The organism is Pantoea sp., assembly GCF_032114055.1.
Taxonomy (GTDB): Bacteria; Pseudomonadota; Gammaproteobacteria; order Enterobacterales; family Enterobacteriaceae; genus Pantoea.
In genome coordinates, this window is sequence record NZ_DAMCTB010000010.1 from 121,953 (window position 1) to 140,998 (window position 19,046).

Annotated in this window: 18 protein-coding genes; 12 read left to right on the forward strand and 6 right to left on the reverse strand. The window is 55.3% G+C overall.

All coding sequences use genetic code 11. From position 1 onward, the window contains the following. Window positions 1-398 precede the first annotated feature (398 nt). The 6 genes from RT657_RS16175 to rnd all read left to right on the forward strand — a co-directional run bounded on the left by RT657_RS16175 (window position 399) and on the right by rnd (window position 7,790). Window positions 399-1,136, forward strand: coding sequence for a carbonic anhydrase family protein (locus RT657_RS16175; protein ID WP_313655716.1), 738 nt, complete (start codon window positions 399-401; stop codon window positions 1,134-1,136). 237 nt (window positions 1,137-1,373) lie between these two features. After that, entirely contained in the window at window positions 1,374-3,290 is a 1,917-nt protein-coding gene (locus RT657_RS16180) for an ATP-dependent DNA helicase (protein ID WP_313655670.1), read from the forward strand. A gap of 45 nt (window positions 3,291-3,335) precedes the next feature. Then, the gene (gene tsaB, locus RT657_RS16185) at window positions 3,336-4,034 is read left to right on the forward strand and encodes a tRNA (adenosine(37)-N6)-threonylcarbamoyltransferase complex dimerization subunit type 1 TsaB (RefSeq protein WP_313655671.1); all 699 of its coding nucleotides are present in this window, start codon (window positions 3,336-3,338) and stop codon (window positions 4,032-4,034) included. A gap of 59 nt (window positions 4,035-4,093) precedes the next feature. Further along, the gene (locus RT657_RS16190; protein ID WP_313655672.1) at window positions 4,094-4,690 is read left to right on the forward strand and encodes a Slp family lipoprotein; all 597 of its coding nucleotides are present in this window, start codon (window positions 4,094-4,096) and stop codon (window positions 4,688-4,690) included. Between the two features lie 207 nt (window positions 4,691-4,897). After that, window positions 4,898-6,571: a long-chain-fatty-acid--CoA ligase FadD gene (gene fadD / locus RT657_RS16195; protein ID WP_313655673.1), complete on the forward strand. Its 1,674-nt coding sequence runs from the start codon at window positions 4,898-4,900 to the stop codon at window positions 6,569-6,571. A 97-nt stretch (window positions 6,572-6,668) separates the two neighbouring features. After that, complete coding sequence (gene rnd, locus RT657_RS16200) at window positions 6,669-7,790, forward strand: ribonuclease D (RefSeq protein ID WP_313655674.1); 1,122 nt, start codon at window positions 6,669-6,671, stop codon at window positions 7,788-7,790. A gap of 53 nt (window positions 7,791-7,843) precedes the next feature. Here rnd and minE read toward each other — a convergent pair whose 3' ends face one another. The 3 genes from minE to minC are packed head-to-tail and all read right to left on the reverse strand — an operon-like array spanning window position 7,844 to window position 9,670. Beyond that, on the reverse strand, window positions 7,844-8,113 hold the full coding sequence (minE, locus tag RT657_RS16205; RefSeq protein WP_111138877.1) for a cell division topological specificity factor MinE: 270 nt from the start codon (window positions 8,111-8,113) through the stop codon (window positions 7,844-7,846). 3 nt (window positions 8,114-8,116) lie between these two features. Continuing rightward, window positions 8,117-8,929, reverse strand: coding sequence for a septum site-determining protein MinD (minD, locus tag RT657_RS16210; protein WP_313655676.1), 813 nt, complete (start codon window positions 8,927-8,929; stop codon window positions 8,117-8,119). 33 nt (window positions 8,930-8,962) lie between these two features. Further along, entirely contained in the window at window positions 8,963-9,670 is a 708-nt protein-coding gene (gene minC / locus RT657_RS16215) for a septum site-determining protein MinC (RefSeq protein ID WP_313655678.1), read from the reverse strand. A 155-nt stretch (window positions 9,671-9,825) separates the two neighbouring features. On the opposite strand from minC, the gene RT657_RS16220 reads away from it, so the two are divergent. The 3 genes from RT657_RS16220 (at window position 9,826) to RT657_RS16230 (ending at window position 11,589) form a co-directional block, all read left to right on the forward strand. Continuing rightward, window positions 9,826-10,101, forward strand: coding sequence for a YcgL domain-containing protein (locus tag RT657_RS16220; protein ID WP_313655680.1), 276 nt, complete (start codon window positions 9,826-9,828; stop codon window positions 10,099-10,101). Window positions 10,102-10,418: 317 nt separating this feature from the next. Beyond that, window positions 10,419-11,078: a fumarylacetoacetate hydrolase family protein gene (locus RT657_RS16225; protein WP_313655681.1), complete on the forward strand. Its 660-nt coding sequence runs from the start codon at window positions 10,419-10,421 to the stop codon at window positions 11,076-11,078. Between the two features lie 64 nt (window positions 11,079-11,142). Further along, window positions 11,143-11,589 (forward strand): YcgN family cysteine cluster protein, encoded by a 447-nt coding sequence (locus RT657_RS16230; protein ID WP_111138883.1) that lies wholly within the window; start codon window positions 11,143-11,145, stop codon window positions 11,587-11,589. A 40-nt stretch (window positions 11,590-11,629) separates the two neighbouring features. Here RT657_RS16230 and dsbB read toward each other — a convergent pair whose 3' ends face one another. Then, window positions 11,630-12,160: a disulfide bond formation protein DsbB gene (gene dsbB, locus RT657_RS16235; RefSeq protein ID WP_313655682.1), complete on the reverse strand. Its 531-nt coding sequence runs from the start codon at window positions 12,158-12,160 to the stop codon at window positions 11,630-11,632. A 458-nt stretch (window positions 12,161-12,618) separates the two neighbouring features. On the opposite strand from dsbB, the gene fadR reads away from it, so the two are divergent. Further along, window positions 12,619-13,338, forward strand: a complete 720-nt coding sequence (fadR, locus tag RT657_RS16240) for a fatty acid metabolism transcriptional regulator FadR (RefSeq protein WP_313655683.1) — start codon at window positions 12,619-12,621, stop codon at window positions 13,336-13,338. 35 nt (window positions 13,339-13,373) lie between these two features. On the opposite strand, the gene RT657_RS16245 is transcribed toward fadR, so the two are convergent. Beyond that, the gene (locus tag RT657_RS16245; protein ID WP_313655684.1) at window positions 13,374-14,909 is read right to left on the reverse strand and encodes a SpoVR family protein; all 1,536 of its coding nucleotides are present in this window, start codon (window positions 14,907-14,909) and stop codon (window positions 13,374-13,376) included. Window positions 14,910-15,406: 497 nt separating this feature from the next. On the opposite strand from RT657_RS16245, the gene RT657_RS16250 reads away from it, so the two are divergent. Both RT657_RS16250 and dadX read left to right on the forward strand, forming a co-directional pair. Further along, window positions 15,407-16,708 carry a D-amino acid dehydrogenase gene (locus RT657_RS16250; RefSeq protein WP_313655686.1) on the forward strand — a complete coding sequence of 434 codons (1,302 nt, stop codon included), beginning with the start codon at window positions 15,407-15,409 and terminating at the stop codon, window positions 16,706-16,708. Between the two features lie 18 nt (window positions 16,709-16,726). Continuing rightward, window positions 16,727-17,797, forward strand: coding sequence for a catabolic alanine racemase DadX (gene dadX, locus RT657_RS16255; RefSeq protein ID WP_313655688.1), 1,071 nt, complete (start codon window positions 16,727-16,729; stop codon window positions 17,795-17,797). Here the strand turns inward: dadX and RT657_RS16260 are convergent. Further along, window positions 17,790-18,983 carry a multidrug effflux MFS transporter gene (locus RT657_RS16260; RefSeq protein ID WP_313655690.1) on the reverse strand — a complete coding sequence of 398 codons (1,194 nt, stop codon included), beginning with the start codon at window positions 18,981-18,983 and terminating at the stop codon, window positions 17,790-17,792. The genes dadX and RT657_RS16260 overlap by 8 nt on opposite strands. Between the last annotated feature and the right edge of the window lie 63 nt (window positions 18,984-19,046).

Here is a 19,046-nt window from a genome sequence, read left to right on the forward strand (position 1 = left end):
GAACCCATGCCAGATGATGCTGAAATCTATCCGGAAGATGAGGAAGAGGATGAAGAAATCGATCCGTCAGAAGAAGACGTCTGACTAACCTGAGAGAGGTTTCCAATCGGTTTAAGCATTCTGTATGACTCGCATACCGCAAAACGGTTCTCTGCTGTTTTGCGGTTCTTATTTCAGACATAACACGCTTTGTAGCGTCTGGTACACAGTGAGCGCGTTCTGAATAGTTACGTCAATTTTAATAATCTATTGGGTATGTTAATTTAATTAACATCAATAACTATAATGAAATAGTTATTTGGCTGAAGTGATATCCAATCGCCTTTTGTTATCTTGCTGAAGTAAATGCTCACCGAATATTATCCATGATGAAATTCAGCGGATTAATCAGGGATAAAATGAGAAAAGCAAAAATAGTCAGTTTGTTTATTGCGCTTGCGTCTGCCAGCCTGGCCAATGCAGCGGAACAACACTGGAGTTATGAAGGCAAAGCAGGACCTGAGCACTGGAGCGAACTGTCTCGTGATTTCCATCTTTGCCATGAAGGAAAGTCGCAGTCACCCATTAATATAAAAGATCCTGTCGATGGACATCTGCAGACGCTGGATTTGACCTACCATACGTCGGCTGAGAAAGTCATTAACAATGGCCATACCATTCAGGTAACCGTCGACGAAGACGATGATTTTATCCTGGATAAGGAAAAGTTCACGCTGAGGCAGTATCACTTTCATGCCCCCGCCGAAAATCAGATCAACGGACAGACTTTTCCTCTGGAGGCCCATTTTGTTCACAGCAAAGAGGATGGTGAGCTGGCAGTCGTGGCAGTGATGTTTGAGGTCGGTAAAGAAAATCTGGCGCTGGTTCCTCTGATTAATGCGATGCCGAAAAAAGAAAATCAGCAGATTACTATTCATCGTCAGGTCGATTTACGCGCACTTTTTCCGCAAGACCTGCACTATTATCGTTTCAGCGGTTCACTGACAACGCCCCCCTGCAGCGAAGGTGTTCGCTGGCTGGTGATGAAACAGCCCGTTACGCTCTCTCAGTCGCAGCTCGATGCTTTTAAAAAGGCATTGAAAACGAGCAATAATCGTCCTTTACAGCCGCTTAACGGTCGGTTGATTGTCGAATAGCAGACGAGTGCTGCTTCTTCGTATTCTGTGACCACGCTGTCTGGTCTGACGGCACAACCTACACTTCTCACAAGGCGGTCACTGGCCGCCTTCCGTTTATAACAACCCTGAATGCAGACTACTGACGATGCAGCTGTAAAAGCTGATGTCATTTAACCCATTGAAAATTATCCATTTTGCTTTGTCATTCCAATACTGACATAATTACAGTGTTTTTGCCGTTCTTAGTGAGGGTATGTGGCAGACGATTTTGCAGTGGATGGCGCACTGGCGCAGGCGATCGCAGGTTTCAGGCCGCGAGAAGCACAACGTCAAATGGCGCAGGCGGTGTCGGACGCCGTAAAACAGCAGGGTGAACTGGTGGTTGAAGCCGGGACCGGCACCGGAAAAACCTATGCCTATCTGGCACCCGCATTACGGGCCGGAAAAAAAGTGATTGTCTCCACCGGTTCTAAAGCGCTGCAGGATCAGCTTTATGGCCGCGATCTGCCCACCATGACCCGCGCACTGAAGTTCAAAGGCAAAACTGCTCTGCTGAAAGGGCGATCTAACTATCTCTGCCTGGAACGCATGGAACAGCAGTCGATGGCGGGCGGTGATCTTACGGTTCAGGCGCTGACCGACATGGTGACGCTGCGAAGCTGGTCATCTCAGACCGAAGATGGCGACATCAGCAGCTGCGCCGGTGTGACTGAAGACAGCCCGGTCTGGCCGCTGGTCACCAGCACAAATGACAACTGCCTCGGCACCGATTGTCCGCGATATAAAGAGTGCTTTGTGGTTAAAGCGCGAAAGCGTGCGATGGACGCTGATGTCGTCGTGGTGAACCACCATCTGTTCCTTGCCGACTTGGTGGTGAAAGAGGGGGGCTTTGGTGAACTGATCCCTGAAGCGGATGTGATGATCTTCGATGAAGCCCATCAGCTGCCCGATATCGCCAGCCAGTATTTTGGTCAGCAACTCTCCAGCCGCCAGTTACTCGATCTGGCGAAAGACATTATCACCGCCTACCGGACTGAGGTGCGCGATGCCCAGCAGCTGCAGAAATCGGCTGACCGTCTGGCGCAGTGTGCACAGGATTTCCGGCTGACATTAGGCGATCCCGGCTTTCGTGGCAACCTGCGCGAACTGCTGAGCGATAACGCGATTCTGCGCATGTTTACGCTGCTGGATGACGCGCTTGAGCTCTGCTACGACGTCATCAAACTCTCTCTGGGCCGTTCAGCCCTGCTGGATGCCGCCTTTGAGCGGGCCGCGCTCTACCGTGGCCGGCTGAAACGGCTGCGGGCAGTTAACGAGCCGGGCTACAGCTACTGGTATGAATGCACCTCGCGTCACTTTATTCTTGCGCTGACGCCGCTCTCGGTGGCGGAACGCTTCCGTGAAGTGATGGACAACCGCAAAGCCGCGTGGATTTTTACCTCCGCGACGCTGGCGGTCGACGAGAATATGGCCCACTTCGCCGAACGGCTGGGGGTGAATGCGGCGAAGAGCCTGATCCTTAACAGTCCATTCGATTTTGCGAAACAGGCGCTGCTCTGCGTACCTCGCAATCTGCCGGAACCCAACCGGCCGGGTGGCGCACGTCAGCTGGCCGCGATGATGAAGCCGCTGATTGATGCCAACAAAGGCCGCTGTTTCTTTCTCTGCACCTCGCACCTGATGATGCGGGAACTGGCGGCAGAATTTCGTGCCTCAATGACGCTGCCGGTGCTGGTGCAGGGTGAAACCAGTAAAGGCCAGTTACTGAAACAATTTATTGAGAAAGGCAATGCCCTGCTGGTCGCGACCAGCAGTTTCTGGGAAGGGGTGGATGTGCGTGGCGATGCGCTGTCGCTGGTGATTATCGACAAGCTTCCATTCACCTCTCCCGAAGATCCGCTGTTAAAAGCCAGGATGGAGGACTGCCGTATCCGCGGCGGTGACCCTTTTGCTGACGTACAGTTGCCGGATGCGGTGATCACGCTGAAGCAGGGCGTCGGCCGCCTGATTCGTGATACGAACGATCGCGGTGTGCTGGTTATCTGCGATCAGCGGCTGGTGTCGCGTCCCTATGGCGCACTGTTTCTTAACAGCCTGCCGCCCACGCCGCGTACCCGGGACATCGCCCGCGCCATCGCCTTTATCCGCCAGCAACCCGAACCAGATGCGTAATTCTGTGCTAAGATGCGCGCCGTTTTTCTTTCTTCTGAGGTAGTCATGTCAGCCCGAATTCTAGCGCTGGATACGGCAACAGAAGCCTGTTCAGCCGCTTTGCTGAATCAGCAACAGATGGATGCCCGATTTGAGATCGCCCCGCGCGATCATACCCAGCGCATTCTGCCGCTGGTCGAGGAGCTGCTGCTGGCGCAGCGGCTGGAACTGACCGATCTCGACGCGCTGGCGTTTGGCCGGGGTCCCGGCAGTTTTACCGGCGTGCGCATTGGCATTGGTATTGCGCAGGGGCTGGCCCTGGGTGCCGCTCTGCCGATGATCGCGGTATCGACTCTGGCGACATTGGCGGAAGGCGCATGGCGTCTGCACGGTGCCACACGGGTGTTAACCGCAATTGATGCGCGTATGGGTGAAGTCTACTGGGCCGAATATCAGCGCGATGAGCAGGGCGTCTGGCAGGGTGAGTCCACAGAAAGCGTGCTTTCGCCCGACGCGGCGCTGGCCCGTATGCAGGCGCTGTCCGGCGAATGGATGACCGCAGGCACCGGCTGGCAGGCTTATCCGGCGCTCCAGCAGGGCCACTCTCTGACGCTCCACGCCAGCGATGTGACCCTGCCTGCCGCAGAGGATATGCTGCCGCTGGCAGCCCAGGCGCTGGCCCGTGGTAAGACATGCCTGCCTGAAACGGCAGAGCCCACCTACCTGCGTAATGAGGTCGCCTGGAAAAAGTTACCTGGCCGGTAGCAGAGACGCAACTTATTGTTATGCGTCCAGTCTAATCTTTACCTGATGGGAGAATCTCTATGTCGTCAATCTGTGGTAAAGGGCTTTCAGGTCTGCTGCTGACCTGTGTGCTGGCGTTAACCGGTTGTGTCTCTATCCCTGACACGCTGCAGGGCAGTTCGCCGCAGCCGCAGCAGGATCTGTTGCGGGTGATGAGCGATCCGGCGCTGTTTGTCGGTCAGGAGTCGCGCTTTGGCGGCAAGGTCGTTAATGTCACCAATCTGAATGGTAAAACACGGCTGGAGATCGCAGCTCAGCCGCTGGACGACAGCGCAAGACCGCGCCTGGGTGCGGCATCGGTGGGTCGTATTTATGCCGACATTCACGGTTTTGTTGATCCGGTGGATGTCCGGAATCAGTATGTCACGGTGCTGGGCACGCTGAAGGGGACCGAGCAGGGCAAGATCGGAGAGGCGGATTACAAATTCGTGGTCATCGACGTGCGCGGCTACCAGCGCTGGCGGCTGACGCAGCAGGTGATGGCGCCGCCTCAGCCTGTGGATCCCTGGATCTGGTATGGGCCGACTCGCCATCATGGGGGTTACTGGGGGCCTAATCCCTACTGGGGCATGATCAACACGGGTCCGACAGAGGTGCAGACCATTCTGACCGAATAAGTGTGAAATCGAGTCTGTTCAGCCCGGTCGCGGTGCTCGCTGCCGGGCTTTTTATTTGTCTGTTTTATCAGCACGAAATTTAGTGATGGACTTCGCAACCTCAACATGCCGAAACAGGCAAACTGGTACAATCAGTTAAAATATTGTTAATAAACCGGATTGGCTGAGGCAGCGATGGAAATACAACATAATTATCGGGGTGGATCCTTGAATAAGGTTTGGCTGAAACGCTACCCGGCAGATGTGCCTGCCGAAATAAGTGCAGATCGTTATACTTCTCTGGTGGATCTGTTTGAGCAGGCCGTAAAACGCTACGCCGATCAACCCGCTTTTCTGAACATGGGTCAGAAGATGACCTTTCGGCAGCTGGAGGAGAAGAGCCGCGCGTTTGCCGCCTATCTCCAGCATCAGCTGGGCCTGAAAGCCGGTGACAGGGTGGCGCTGATGATGCCGAACCTGCTCCAGTATCCGGTGGCCCTGTTTGGTGTGCTGCGTGCGGGGATGGTTGTCGTCAATGTGAATCCACTCTATACACCGCGCGAGCTGAAGCATCAGCTCAATGATAGCGGCGCCAGCGCCATCGTTATCGTCTCCAATTTTGCCCACACGCTGGAAAAAGTGGTGGCTGAAACGCCGGTTCGCCATGTCATTCTGACCCGGATGGGTGATCAGCTGGCACCCGTCAAAGCCACGCTGGTCAATTTTGTCGTCAAATATGTGAAGAAGCTGGTACCCAAATATCACCTGCCGGGCGCTATCTCCTTTCGCCAGGTGCTGGAGGAGGGGGGCTCGCTGCCTTATCAGCGTCCGACAGTGTCCAATGACGATCTCGCTTTCCTGCAGTATACCGGCGGCACCACCGGCGTTGCGAAAGGGGCGATGCTGACCCACCGCAACATGCAGGCGAACATTGAGCAGACCCGGGCGACCTATGGCAAAATGCTGCGCGATGGTAAAGAGTTTGTGGTCACCGCGTTGCCGCTTTATCACATCTTCGCCCTGACCGTGAATGGTCTGCTGTTCCTTGAACTGGGTGGGCAGAACCTGTTGATTACCAATCCGCGCGATATTCCCGGTTTTGTGAAAGAGTTGGGTAAAGTACCCTTTACCGCCATTACCGGCGTGAACACGCTGTTTAACGCGCTCCTCAACGATGAGCAGTTTAACAAGCTCGATTTCTCGACGCTGCGCCTCTCCGCGGGCGGTGGAATGGCGGTACAGAAAGTGGTGGCTGAACGCTGGGAAAAACTGACCGGCCACTACCTGCTGGAGGGCTATGGCCTGACCGAGTGTTCGCCGCTGGTGTCGGTGAATCCTTATGACATCAGCTGCCACACCGGCAGTATTGGTCTGCCGGTTCCCTCTACCGATGTTCTGATTCTGGATGATGCCGGTAATGAAGTGCCACCGGGTGAACCGGGAGAACTCTGCATTCGCGGTCCACAGGTGATGCTGGGCTACTGGCAGCATCCGGAAGCCACGGCGGAGGTGCTGAAAAATGGCTGGCTCCACAGCGGTGATATTGTTACCGTTGATGAGCAGGGCTTTATTCGCATCGTGGACCGCAAAAAAGATATGATTCTGGTGTCAGGCTTTAATGTCTACCCGAATGAAATCGAAGATGTGCTGATGCAGCACCCAAAAGTGCGTGAAGCAGCAGCGATTGGCGTGCCCAGCGATCTTTCGGGTGAAGCGGTGAAAGTCTGCATCGTCAAAAAAGAGGCCTCGCTGACGAAAGAGGAGGTGCTCGACCACTGTCGCCGTCAGCTGACCGGCTACAAGGTGCCGAAAATCATCGAGTTTCGGGATGAGTTGCCTAAAACCAATGTTGGCAAGATATTACGACGCGAGCTGCGCGACGAGGCAAAGCCCGGCAGCTGAAGCGGAACTGATTTGAGGTTGAACGCCGGCGTGTCCGGCGTTTTTATTGTGTTTAACAAGGAGCGCCGCGCGTTGCAGGCTGCGGTGAAATTAAGACGTGAACTATTCCCTTATCGACCAGGATGATCAGCTGGCAGACGTGTGTCAGAAAGCGCGCCAGCACGCGGCAGTGGCACTGGATACCGAATTTGTCCGCACCCGTACGTACTATCCTCAGCTCGGCCTGATCCAGCTGTTTGACGATCAGCAACTGGTGCTGATCGATCCGCTGAATATCCGCGACTGGTCGCCGTTCATCGAATTACTGACAGATACCCGCGTTACTAAGTTTCTGCATGCCGGCGGGGAAGATCTGGAGGTCTTTTTGCACCGCTTTGGCGTCCTGCCAACGCCGATGATCGACACGCAGATTCTGGCGGCCTTCTCAGGCCAGCCGCTCTCATGGGGCTTTGCCGCCATGGTGGCGCACTTCACCCAGGTTGAACTCGATAAAAGCGAGTCCCGTACAGACTGGCTGGCCCGCCCGCTGACCGAGCGCCAGTGCGCTTATGCCGCAGCGGATGTTCACTATCTGCTGCCGATTGCCCGTCAGCTGATGGCCAATACCGAGGCGTCCGGCAATATGGCGGCGGCGCTCAGCGAGTGCGAAAATCTCTGTCAGCGCCGTCTCGATACGCTGGCACCGGATGAGGCCTGGCGGGACATCACCAATGCCTGGCAGTTGCGTCCCCGCCAGCTGGCGGCGTTACAGCGGCTGGCAGCCTGGCGTCTGAAACTGGCGCGTGAAAAGGATATGGCCGTGAACTTTGTGGTGCGCGAAGAGCATCTGTGGAAAGTCGCCCGTTTTATGCCTGGTTCACTGGGAGAGCTGGATCATCTGGGGCTGTCGGGTCACGAGATCCGTTTCCACGGTAAAACGCTGGTGGCGCTGGTCGCCGAAGCTGCGTCGCTGGACGAGGGAGACTTACCCGCTCCGCTGGGCAATCTGATTGAACATCCGCACTATAAGCAGGTATTTAAGGCGATGAAAGCGCTGGTGCAGCAGGTGAGTGAGCAGAGTGGGTTCAGTCAGGAATTGCTGGCGTCACGTCGACAAATCAATCAGGTGCTCAGCCAGCACTGGGGCCTGAAGCCACAGGGACGTCAGCCGGAATTACTCACCGGATGGCGGGGCGAACTGTTGAAACCAGGTATTGATGCCATTCTGGCGGACTGTTGACTGATGAAATTTCCCCTGCCAGAGCGCAGGGGAAATTCAGGAAACGGTCAGCGTCATTTCGTCACGTCATCCGTCTCCGGCAGGGTGACGTTAAGCTCCAGAATAGAGATATCATCCCCTTTCTGATCCAGCTGCACCGTCACCATTTCCGGGTCGATCTTCACATATCTGCAAATCACTTCCAGAATGTCACGCTTAAGTTGCGGAAGATAGTGGGGCTCACTGTCGCCCCTTCTCCGTTCTGCCACGATAATCTGCAGCCTTTCCTTGGCTATGTTGGCAGTGTTCTTCTTCCGGGATAAAAAGAAATCAAGTAATGCCATGGTTTATCCCCCGAACAGGCGTTTCAGGAAACCCTTCTTCTCTTCTTCAATAAAGCGGAAGGGGCGTACTTCACCGAGCAACCGTTCAACGGTATCGGCATAGGCTTTGCCAGCGTCAGACTCGCCGTCAAGAATCACCGGCTCGCCCTGGTTAGAGGCGCGTAAAACGGACTGATCTTCAGGGATCACGCCGACCAGAGGAATGCGCAGGATCTCCAGCACATCTTCCATACTCAGCATATCGCCACGGCTCACGCGGCCAGGATTGTAGCGGGTCAGCAGCAGATGCTCCTTAACCGGCTCCAGACTGTTTTCAGCGCGACGGGATTTGGACGAGATGATGCCGAGAATGCGGTCGGAGTCGCGGACAGAGGAGACTTCCGGGTTGGTGGTAATGATGGCTTCATCGGCAAAGTAAAGTGCCATCAGGGCACCGGTTTCGATACCCGCTGGCGAGTCACAGACGATGAAATCGAACTCCATCTCAGCTAAGTCGTTCAGGACTTTTTCAACACCTTCACGGGTCAGCGCATCTTTATCGCGGGTCTGTGACGCAGGCAGGATATAGAGCTGCTCGGTACGTTTGTCGCGAATCAGTGCCTGATTCAGCGTGGCATCGCCCTGGATGACGTTAACGAAATCGTAGACCACACGGCGCTCACAGCCCATGATCAAATCCAGATTACGCAGACCGATATCAAAATCGATCACAACTGTCTTTTTGCCTTTCTGCGCTAAACCGGTGGCGATGGCCGCGCTTGACGTGGTCTTACCAACGCCCCCTTTACCGGATGTAACTACAATAATGCGTGCCATAAATGTTGATTTCCTTAACAAAAGAAAAGGGGCCTAATTGAGTGTCTGGATAGTCAGCGCGCCATCCTGCAGGCACAGGCGCGCAGCTTTACCAAAAAATTCTTGCGGGATCTGATCCATGATCCAGTACTCCCCGGCAATCGAGACCAGTTCGGCAGCCAGATGGGTACAGAAAATCTGGCAGTTGCGATCACCGCTGGCACCTGCCAGCGCACGACCGCGCATCATGCCATAAATATGAATGTTGCCGTCGGCGACCAGTTCAGCCCCGGCGCTGACGCTGCTGGTGACAATCAGGTCGGCGTCACGCGCATAAATCTGCTGGCCTGAGCGCACCGGCGTATTCACGATGCGGGTCTTGGCGGCCACCGCTTCGGCCGCCACAGGCTGAGGTTCGGGAACGGGCGCGGGCGCTTCGCTGCGCGGCCGGGCTTCTTTGCCTTCTGCCAGCACCGGCAGGCCGGCCCGAACGATAACGCGCTTCAGGGCTTCATCTTTGCAGCCGCTTACGCCAACAATGCGTAAACCGGTGGCGAGAATCGCCTGCTGTAGCTGCTTCCAGTTAACATCTGCACTCAGTGTGGCAACGTTAAGCACCACTGGCGCGTTTTTCAGGAAATCTGGCGCCTGGTCAATCTTGTCCTGAAGTGCCTTGCGAATCACCACAGGGTCATGGTGATGCAAATGGACAACAGACAGGGTGAAACTGCTACCTTTAAATTCGATTGGCGTTTGCGACATCAGTCCCGACTCAGTCCTGTTTTCACTACCGTCAGCCGGGCGATGATAAAATCATCGTTTAAGCGCTCACGGTGAATATTCGAAGTTCTGCAAGCATGGTATAGTTACAGCTATATTCAGACAAGCCTCAACGCCGGTTAATTCGAGTAAAAAATATGTTTTGTGTGATCTACAGAAGCCCGTTACGTGACCAGACTTATCTCTATGTTGAAAAAAAGGACGATTTCTCGCGCGTTCCGGAAGCGTTGCTGAAAGGTTTTGGCAAGCCACAGCTTGCGATGGTGCTGAAGCTGGAGGGCCGCGAGAGGCTGGCTAATGCCGATATCAATAAAGTTAAGCAGGGGTTAAGCGAGCAGGGCTATTATTTACAGCTTCCTCCACCGATTGAAAGTCTGCTAAAAATTCATTTACAGGCGGATAAAAAAGTTTAACTCAGATTCTTCTGTAAATATAAATCCTGCCAGCGCGATGCTGCCAGGATAATATGGCTTTAATGCTGCGCAAAATAGATGGCGCAGCTTATCATTTTTCTGCTCTTCTTAAATTTCCTGCCTGAATTTTCTCCCCGATTTGCTCATAACTTCAGCGTCCGGGCATCGCTGTTTACGCTTTTTGACAAATTCCACCCCCCGGATAGGTAAAAGGATCTTATTATCACGCCATGAGACTGGCATGACGATCAGTCCATAAGCAAACATCAAGCCGCCAGCAACGCTGGCATCACACCTAACCTGAACAGGGGATGAGCATGTATCAGCATCGGAACTGGCAAGGCGCTTTAATCGATTTTCCGGTCAGCAAAGTGGTTTGCGTTGGCAGTAATTATGCAAAACACATTAAAGAGATGGGCAGTGCAACGCCGACTGAACCGGTTATCTTCATTAAGCCGGAAACCGCACTGTGCGATCTGCGCCAGCCGCTCTCAATTCCTGACGGCTTCGGCGAGGTTCACCATGAAATTGAGCTGGCGGTGCTGATCGGTGCAACCCTGAAACAGGCCAGTGAGGCGCATGTGGCGAAGGCCATTGCGGGTTATGGCGTGGCGCTGGATCTGACGCTTCGGGATCTGCAGGCCGGCCTGAAAAAAGCGGGCCAGCCGTGGGAGAAATCAAAAGGCTTCGATAACGCCTGTCCGATCTCCGGTTTTATTCCGGCCGCCGAGTTCAGTGGCGACCCGCAGAATAGTGAGCTTAAGTTGCTGGTCAATGGCGACGTCCGTCAGCAGGGTAATACCGCAGATATGATTCATAAAATCCTGCCGCTGATTGCCCACATGAGTCACTACTTTACGCTGCGTGCAGGCGACGTAATCCTTACCGGCACGCCGGAAGGCGTAGGCCCGATGCACGCAGGCGATCAGCTGGAGGTTTCAGTGGCAGGCCACGGCATCAGCACGCGCGTGCTCTAAAAACTTGCATCACCGCGGCAGAGGCTTTATAAGGTGCGTTTCAGGCACAACCCGGACACGCATCATGACTGACACCCCTTTCTGGCAACATAAACGCCTGGCCCAAATGAGCGATGAGGAGTGGGAATCCTTGTGTGATGGTTGCGGTCAGTGTTGCCTGAACAAGCTACAGGACGCCGACACGGATGAGATCTATTTCACCAATGTCGCCTGTAATCAGCTCAACATTAAGAGCTGCCAGTGCCGCAACTATGAGCGCCGCTTTGAGTTAGAAGAGGATTGCATCAAGCTCACCCGCGAAAATCTGACCACCTTTGACTGGCTGCCGCGCACCTGCGCATACCGGTTGCTGGGTGAGGGCAAACCGCTACCGGCCTGGCATCCGCTACGTGCGGGTTCGAAAAGCGCCATGCACGCCCAGCGCATTTCGGTGCGTTACATTGCGGTGCGGGAGAGTGAAGTGCGGGACTGGGAGGATCATATTATTGACCGGCCGGACCGCAACGGCTGAATGCCGCAAAAAAAGGCTGCCGCTGGCAGCCTTTTTTATGTCAGCGACCAAAGAGATCGCGTTGTTTCGCTTTGAAAGGCTGAGCAATCAGCACCAGCGCCGCGACCAGAAGATAACCGGCAAAAACCACAATCATCCACTGCGGCATACTCAGCGTCAGAAACGTCCAGCTGCGTTCTGCGCAGTCACCGCTGGCCAGAAAGAGTGACGGCAGCCACTTGTCGAGCGGCAGGAAGTCGGGGAAGCGAGCCGCGAAATCGCAGGTGGTGAAGGGATTGGGGTGCAGCTGAATCATGGTGTGTTCATAAGCAAGACGCAGACCTTCCCAGGCACTGTAAATCCAGAGAGCCAGCGCACCCAGACGTAACGGCGATTTCGGCGCGATTGCCCCAACCAGCCCCGCGCCCAGTACGCCGAATAGCGCATTGCGTTCATAAATGCACATCACGCAGGGTTTCAGTCCCATAACGTGCTGAAAAAAGAGCGCCGCCAACTCCAGCGCCAGCGCAGTCAGGGCCAGTAATAACCAGGCGCCGCGACCGCGTGAACAGCGATTCAGATATCTCAACATAGTGCATTCCCTGTAAACGTGAATGCCACGCAGTGTAAACCAAAAGTGCAGGCAAACCAGCTACGGCCAGGGAAAAATCATGTGTAAACATAACCGGATGCTGATCCAGCGCAGGTTAACAGGAGATAAGCCGGAACGGCAGCGACGGGGACCGGCTGGCGGCGTCAGGCGCGTGCTGCTACCGGAAGGCGGGCATCTGCGGGAACACCTGTGACCGACATTCGCCCGGCTTCTATCCGGACCCGGCGCCGGAAGAGATAAAGCCAGCCCCATCAGTTTCTGCCACCGCAAAATGGCTGGCAGAAAATCGCCCGTCTGCCATTCAGCGCCAGGCTATCAGCCTGTCTGAAATATGCGCCCGCGCCCGGTTTTAATGGTGATGCAGTCTATATCCGCTATAGGGCGTCTGGTATGATGAGTACCCATCATGATGAGAAAAGCAACGAGAACACATTGCTATGGTTATAAAGGCTCAGAGTCCAGCGGGATTTGCTGAAGAGTATATTATTGAAAGCATCTGGAACAGTCGCTTTCCGCCCGGGTCGATCCTTCCTGCTGAGCGTGAGCTTTCTGAATTGATTGGTGTGACGCGTACCACACTGCGTGAAGTACTGCAGCGTCTGGCCCGTGATGGCTGGCTCACGATCCAGCACGGAAAGCCGACGCGGGTGAACGATTTCTGGGAAACGTCCGGGCTGAATATTCTGGAAACGCTGGCTCGTCTCGACCACGACAGCGTGCCGGTGCTGATTGACAACCTGCTGTCAGTGCGCAGTAACATTTCCTCCATTTTTATCAGCCGTGCCCTGCGCCATCATCCGGATAAAGCGCGGGAGGTACTGGAAACCGTCAGTGCGGTCGCCGATCAGGCGGAGGCCTATACCGAACTCGACTATCGGGTCTTCCGGGGTCTGGCCTTTGCATCAGGCAACCCAATTTATGGGCTGATCCTCAATGGACTGAAAGGTCTGTATACGCGCGTGGGACGTCACTACTTCTCTAATCCCGAAGCGCGTCAGGTGGCACGCGATTTTTATCTGAAACTGCTGGCGCTCTGCGATACCTCGCCAGGGCAGGACGAGGTTGTTGAGGTGGTGCGTAACTATGGCCGCCGCAGCGGTGAAATCTGGCACAGCATGCAAAAGAACCTGCCCGACGACCTCGGCAACAAACGTTAAAAAAAACCGGACCCTGGGTCCGGTTTTTTATCTCCTCAGAGTGCCACACCGCGGGGTGGATTGCGATCCAGCAGTTCGACGCTGCCATCCTCATTCTGCTGTTCCAGTATCACATCAAATCCCCACAGACGGTGGACATGCTTCAGCACTTCGCGCCGGCTTTTATCCAGCGGCGTGCGGCCCTGCGGCACATAGCGCAGCGTCAGTGAACGATCGCCACGCAGATCGACGTTATAAACCTGAATATTGGGTTCCAGATTACTCAGATTGTACTGGGCGGAGAGCTGCTGACGAATCGCCCGGTAACCCGCCTCATCGTGGATAGCGGCGATTTCGAGATAGTTGTTGCGGTCATCGTCCAGCACGGTAAACAGACGGAAGTCACGCATCACCTTAGGCGACAGGAACTGACTGATAAAGCTCTCATCCTTAAACTCGCGCATCGCAAAATGCAGCGTATCCAGCCAGTCGGATCCGGCGATATCCGGGAACCAGTAGCGATCCTCTTCCGTCGGTGACTGACAGATTCGCTTGATGTCCTGCATCATGGCAAAACCTAATGCATAGGGGTTAATGCCGTTATACCACTGACTGTTGTAGGGCGGCTGATAGACGACGTTGGTGTGGCTGTGCAGGAACTCCATCATAAAGCGTTCAGACACTTTACCCTCATCGTAGAGATGATTGAGGATGGTGTAGTGCCAGAACGTTGCCCAGCCCTCATTCATCACCTGTGTCTGTTTCTGTGGATAGAAATACTGGCTCACCTTGCGCACGATGCGCAGGATCTCGCGCTGCCACGGCTCCAGCAGCGGGGCGTTCTTCTCCATAAAGTAGAGCAGGTTTTCCTGCGGCTCAGAGGGGTAGCGGGCCGCTTCAAAGGGCACCGCCTCTTTCTCGCGGCGGGGCAGTGTGCGCCAGAGCGTATTCACCTGACTCTGCAGATACTCTTCACGGCTCTTCTGTCGCGCCTTCTCCTCCTGCAGGGAGATTTTCTGCGGGCGTTTGTAGCGATCAACGCCATAATTCATTAAGGCATGGCAGGAGTCGAGCAGGCGTTCAACCTCTTCGACACCGTAACGTTCTTCGCAGTCGCTGATGTAATTTTTCGCAAACAGCAGATAGTCGACGATCGATCCGGCGTCGGTCCAGCTGCGAAACAGGTAGTTATTTTTGAAGAACGAGTTATGACCGTAGCAGGCATGCGCCATCACCAGCGCCTGCATGGTCATGGTGTTCTCTTCCATCAGATAGGCGATGCAGGGATTGGAGTTGATAACGATTTCATAAGCCAGGCCCTGCTGCCCATGCTTGTAGCGCTGTTCGGTTTCGATAAACTTTTTACCGAACGACCAGTGAGAATAGTTGATAGGCATGCCTACGCTGGAATAAGCGTCCATCATCTGTTCAGAGGTAATGACTTCGATCTGGTGCGGGTAGGTATCCAGCCGGTAGAGTTTTGCAACCCGGTCGATTTCAGCTAAGTAGACATCAAGCAGTTCAAATGTCCAGTCTGGTCCGTCATTGAGTCGTTTGCTGTTTCTGATGGCTTCGTCAAAGATTGTCGTCATAGCGCACCTCTTGTTGGCAAACCGGCTGACCCGAGAGACAACCCGTTCTGGTTATTTAAGGCTTCGTCCTGAAAAAGGGAACCCAAAAAAACTAGGCGAACACAACAATGATAGCCCACTGTCGCCTATCCGAAATGCGAACTCAAATGAAATCTTTGGCACAAAATCATTCAGATAGAAGCATTGGGATATTTAACAGATTTCAATCTGGCTAATAACAACTTTACTGGTTATTTATCCTGTTTATAAGCGGAATGTATGGGGTTGAAGGATTCTCCTGAAACAGGCGGTTTTCACTGACTTTGCTGTCATTTATTTCTGCATTCGGGGATTAATACGCATAAATTGCTGAAATTGAGCCTGCAGCAAGATTTTAGTTACCTGAAAAGTAAAAAAGATGTGAAATAGATGGCGAAATTCCGGGGTGGTACCCGCTGTGTTAATACGCTGGTTATCATCAGTTGAACAGTGAATTATGCTTTTAGAGGTCGGGTGCTATGCACGTTGTAATTCTTGGAAGTGGGGTAGTCGGTGTGGCCAGCGCCTGGTATCTGGCCCAGGCCGGACATCAGGTCACCGTCATCGATCGTCAGCCTGCGGCGGCGATGGAGACCAGTGCGGGCAATGCGGGTCAGATCTCACCCGGCTACGCTGCCCCCTGGGCGGCACCCGGCGTGCCACTGAAAGCGGTGAAGTGGATGTTTCAGCGTCATGCGCCGCTGGCTATCCGGCTGGATGGCAGCAGTTTTCAGCTGGAGTGGATGTGGCGCATGTTGCGCAACTGCGACATTAACCATTATCAGCAGAATAAAAGCCGGATGGTGCGGATCGCCGAATACAGCCGTGACTGCCTGAAAGCGTTACGCAGTGAAACCGGTATCGCTTATGAGGGCCGTCAGGGCGGAACGCTGCAACTCTTCCGCACCCAGCAGCAGTTCGACAGTGCCAGCAAAGATATTGCCGTGCTGCGCGATGCGGGCGTACCTTATGAGCTGTTAGAAGCGCACGAACTGTCACGCGTTGAACCGGCGCTGGCGGCGACCTCGCATAAGCTCACTGGCGGTTTGCGCCTGCCCAATGATGAAACCGGCGACTGCCAGCTCTTTACACAGCGGCTGGCGAAAATGGCCGAAGAGGCGGGCGTCGTCTTCCGCTACAACACGACCGTTGATCACCTGCTGCGCGACGGCAACCGCATCTATGGTGTGAAGTGTGGTGACGAGATCGTCAAAGCGGACAGCTATGTGGTGGCGTTTGGTTCCTACTCGACCGCGCTGCTGCGGAATGTCATCGACATTCCGGTCTATCCGTTAAAAGGTTACTCGCTGACCATTCCGATTAAAAACCCGGACGCAGCACCGGTATCAACTATCCTGGATGAAACTTACAAAGTCGCGGTAACCCGGTTTGACGATCGCATCCGCGTCGGGGGAATGGCGGAAATTGTTGGTTTTAACACCAGACTCACCGAAGCGCGGCGGGAAACGCTGGAGATGGTCGTCAGTGATCTCTATCCTGAAGGCGGTCATGTCGCACAGGCGAGTTTCTGGACCGGCCTGCGCCCGATGACGCCGGACGGAACGCCAATCGTAGGTGCCACGCCCATTTCCAACCTTTACCTGAATACCGGTCACGGTACGCTGGGCTGGACGATGGCGTGCGGATCGGGTCAGCTGCTGGCCGATCTTCTCTCCGGCAAGAAACCCGCTATTGCCGCCGATGACCTGGCGGTGTTCCGCTACTTACCCGGTTTCGCGGCGACGTCATCCCCGCTGCGTAACGCTAACGCCACTCGTTAAGTATTCAGGGAGAGGAAGATGTCACGTCCGATTGTCGCGACCATTCATCAGCAGGCGCTTCGTCATAACCTGACGATTGTGCGCCAGGCGGCCCCCGCATCACGCGTCTGGTCAGTGGTCAAAGCGAATGCCTACGGCCACGGCATAGATCGCGTGCGCGAAGCGTTGTCTGCCACTGACGGCTTTGCGCTGCTCAATATGGAAGAGGCGATTCAGCTGCGTGAGCAGGGCTGGAAAAAACCGATTCTGCTGCTGGAGGGCTTTTTTCATCCGGACGATCTGCAGCTGATCGACCGCTACCGTCTGACGACCAGCGTTCACAGCAACTGGCAGATCAAGGCGCTGGCCGCGGCCCGGCTCTCTGCGCCAGTGGATATCTACCTCAAGGTCAATAGCGGCATGAACCGGCTGGGCTTCCGCCCGGAGCAGGTCAACGGCGCCTGGCAGAAGCTGCGTGCGCTGAATAACACAGGTGAGATGACGCTGATGGCGCACTTTGCCGATGCGGAAAATCCTGAGGGACTGATTGAGCCGCTGCAGCGCATCAAACAGGCGGCGGAGGGGCTGAACGGCCCACGTTCTCTCTCTAACTCCGCCTGCACCCTGTGGCACCCGGAAGCGCATTTTGACTGGGTTCGCCCCGGCATCATCCTCTATGGGGCCTCGCCCAGCGGCGACTGGCAGGATATCGCGGGCAGCGGCCTGCAGCCGGTGATGACGCTGAGCAGCGAAATTATCGCGGTGCAACAGCTTCAGGCGGGCGATGGCGTGGGTTATGGCTACCGCTACCGGGCCAGCAGCGCCCAGCGTATTGGCGTCGTCGCCTGTGGCTATGCCGATGGCTATCCGCGTCATGCGCCGACCGGCACCCCCGTCTGCGTCGATGGCGTGATGACCCAGGTGGTGGGCGCGGTTTCCATGGATATGATTACGGTGGATTTGACTCCCTGTCCTCAGGCAGGCATCGGTTCAGCTGTCGAGCTGTGGGGCGAGCAGGTTAAGATAGATCAGGTCGCTAAAGCGGCCGGAACGGTAGGGTACGAGCTGATGTGTGCGCTCGCCCCCCGCGTTCCGGTAACGATCATTTAAGCGCGGTCAGCGTGCCACGCATCTTTCTGCTGCAGCGCCAGGCAATAAACGCCAGCGCTGCACCCACCAGCATCATCAGGCTCAGTGAGAGCTTTTCCGCGACCGGCAGTGCCACGATAATCAGGCTGCCTGCCGCACCGCCCGCCATCTGAATAAAGCCCTGCAGAGCCGACGCGACCCCCGCCTGTTGCTGATACGGCTCCAGCGCATAGCTGGTGGCGGGGCCAACGGTAAAGGCCAGACCGGCCACCGCGACCGCAACCGGAAACATATAGAGCGCCCAATGCGTCTGCATTGCTGCCGGGAAGATCTGCATACCGGCAACCAGCAGCAGCGCGCCCGTCAGCATGGTCAGGAAGCCCATCGCCAGACAGAAAGGGCGACCCGCTTTACGAATCGCTTTATTGACAAACATGCTGACAAACATGATCCAGAAACCGTTCGCGCCAAAAGCAAAAGAGAACTGGATTGGGGTCAGGCCGCCCTCGCTCATCAGCACCTGGGGAGCCAGCGACACATAGGTCAGCACCATACCCAGCGCCCCGGCATTAGCAAACGCGAATGCCAGAAAGCGGGGCTGGCGCAGGATCGCAGCATACTGCTTAACCGGCAGGCCTTTGACGCGCAGGGTGTCCGCCGGGCGGGTTTCAGGCAGCCAGATCAGCACCAGCAGTGTAATCAGCACGCCGTAGCCACAGAGGAACCAGAAAGGCGCGCGCCAGTCGAAGGCGCTGGCCAGCAGCCCGCCCAGCAGCGGTGCCAGAGCCGGAACAATGTTCAGCGCGCCATTGAGGAAGCCATAGGCGCGGGCGGCATCATCACCGCTGAGCCGGTCCCGCACACCGCTGAAAGCGACGACCGCGCTGCAGCAGACACCGCAACCCTGTACCAGACGCGCAATAACAAACAGTGGAAAGGAGGTGGCGGTTGCCGCGATGACACTGCCAGTGATATAGAGCGCCAGGCCCAGCAGTGCGATTGGCTTGCGGCCGTAGTTGTCTACCAGAGGACCTGTCACCAGTTGTCCCAGGCCCATCACCAACAGGAACAGGGGAATCGTGGTCTGAACCAGCGAAACCGGCGTATTCAGCCCGACCGCGATTTGCGGCAGCGTGGGCAAATAGAGATCGATGCCTAAAGGTGCCAGCAGCACCAGGCTTAATAACAGCAGAGTAAATTTTTGCATAACAACCAGAGGGTAAACGTTCCGTTAAAAAACGATCGCAAAGGGTAATGATTCAGCGGCAAA

Coding starts and splice junctions, on each gene's coding strand:
- RT657_RS16175 (WP_313655716.1), top strand. CDS start 399: ATGAGAAAAGCAAAAATAGTCAGTTTGTTTATTGCGCTTGCGTCTGCC.
- tsaB (WP_313655671.1), top strand. CDS start 3,336: ATGTCAGCCCGAATTCTAGCGCTGGATACGGCAACAGAAGCCTGTTCA.
- RT657_RS16190 (WP_313655672.1), top strand. CDS start 4,094: ATGTCGTCAATCTGTGGTAAAGGGCTTTCAGGTCTGCTGCTGACCTGT.
- minE (WP_111138877.1), bottom strand. CDS start 8,113: ATGGCATTACTTGATTTCTTTTTATCCCGGAAGAAGAACACTGCCAAC.
- minD (WP_313655676.1), bottom strand. CDS start 8,929: ATGGCACGCATTATTGTAGTTACATCCGGTAAAGGGGGCGTTGGTAAG.
- minC (WP_313655678.1), bottom strand. CDS start 9,670: ATGTCGCAAACGCCAATCGAATTTAAAGGTAGCAGTTTCACCCTGTCT.
- RT657_RS16220 (WP_313655680.1), top strand. CDS start 9,826: ATGTTTTGTGTGATCTACAGAAGCCCGTTACGTGACCAGACTTATCTC.
- RT657_RS16225 (WP_313655681.1), top strand. CDS start 10,419: ATGTATCAGCATCGGAACTGGCAAGGCGCTTTAATCGATTTTCCGGTC.
- RT657_RS16230 (WP_111138883.1), top strand. CDS start 11,143: ATGACTGACACCCCTTTCTGGCAACATAAACGCCTGGCCCAAATGAGC.
- dsbB (WP_313655682.1), bottom strand. CDS start 12,160: ATGTTGAGATATCTGAATCGCTGTTCACGCGGTCGCGGCGCCTGGTTA.
- fadR (WP_313655683.1), top strand. CDS start 12,619: ATGGTTATAAAGGCTCAGAGTCCAGCGGGATTTGCTGAAGAGTATATT.
- RT657_RS16245 (WP_313655684.1), bottom strand. CDS start 14,909: ATGACGACAATCTTTGACGAAGCCATCAGAAACAGCAAACGACTCAAT.
- RT657_RS16250 (WP_313655686.1), top strand. CDS start 15,407: ATGCACGTTGTAATTCTTGGAAGTGGGGTAGTCGGTGTGGCCAGCGCC.
- dadX (WP_313655688.1), top strand. CDS start 16,727: ATGTCACGTCCGATTGTCGCGACCATTCATCAGCAGGCGCTTCGTCAT.
- RT657_RS16260 (WP_313655690.1), bottom strand. CDS start 18,983: ATGCAAAAATTTACTCTGCTGTTATTAAGCCTGGTGCTGCTGGCACCT.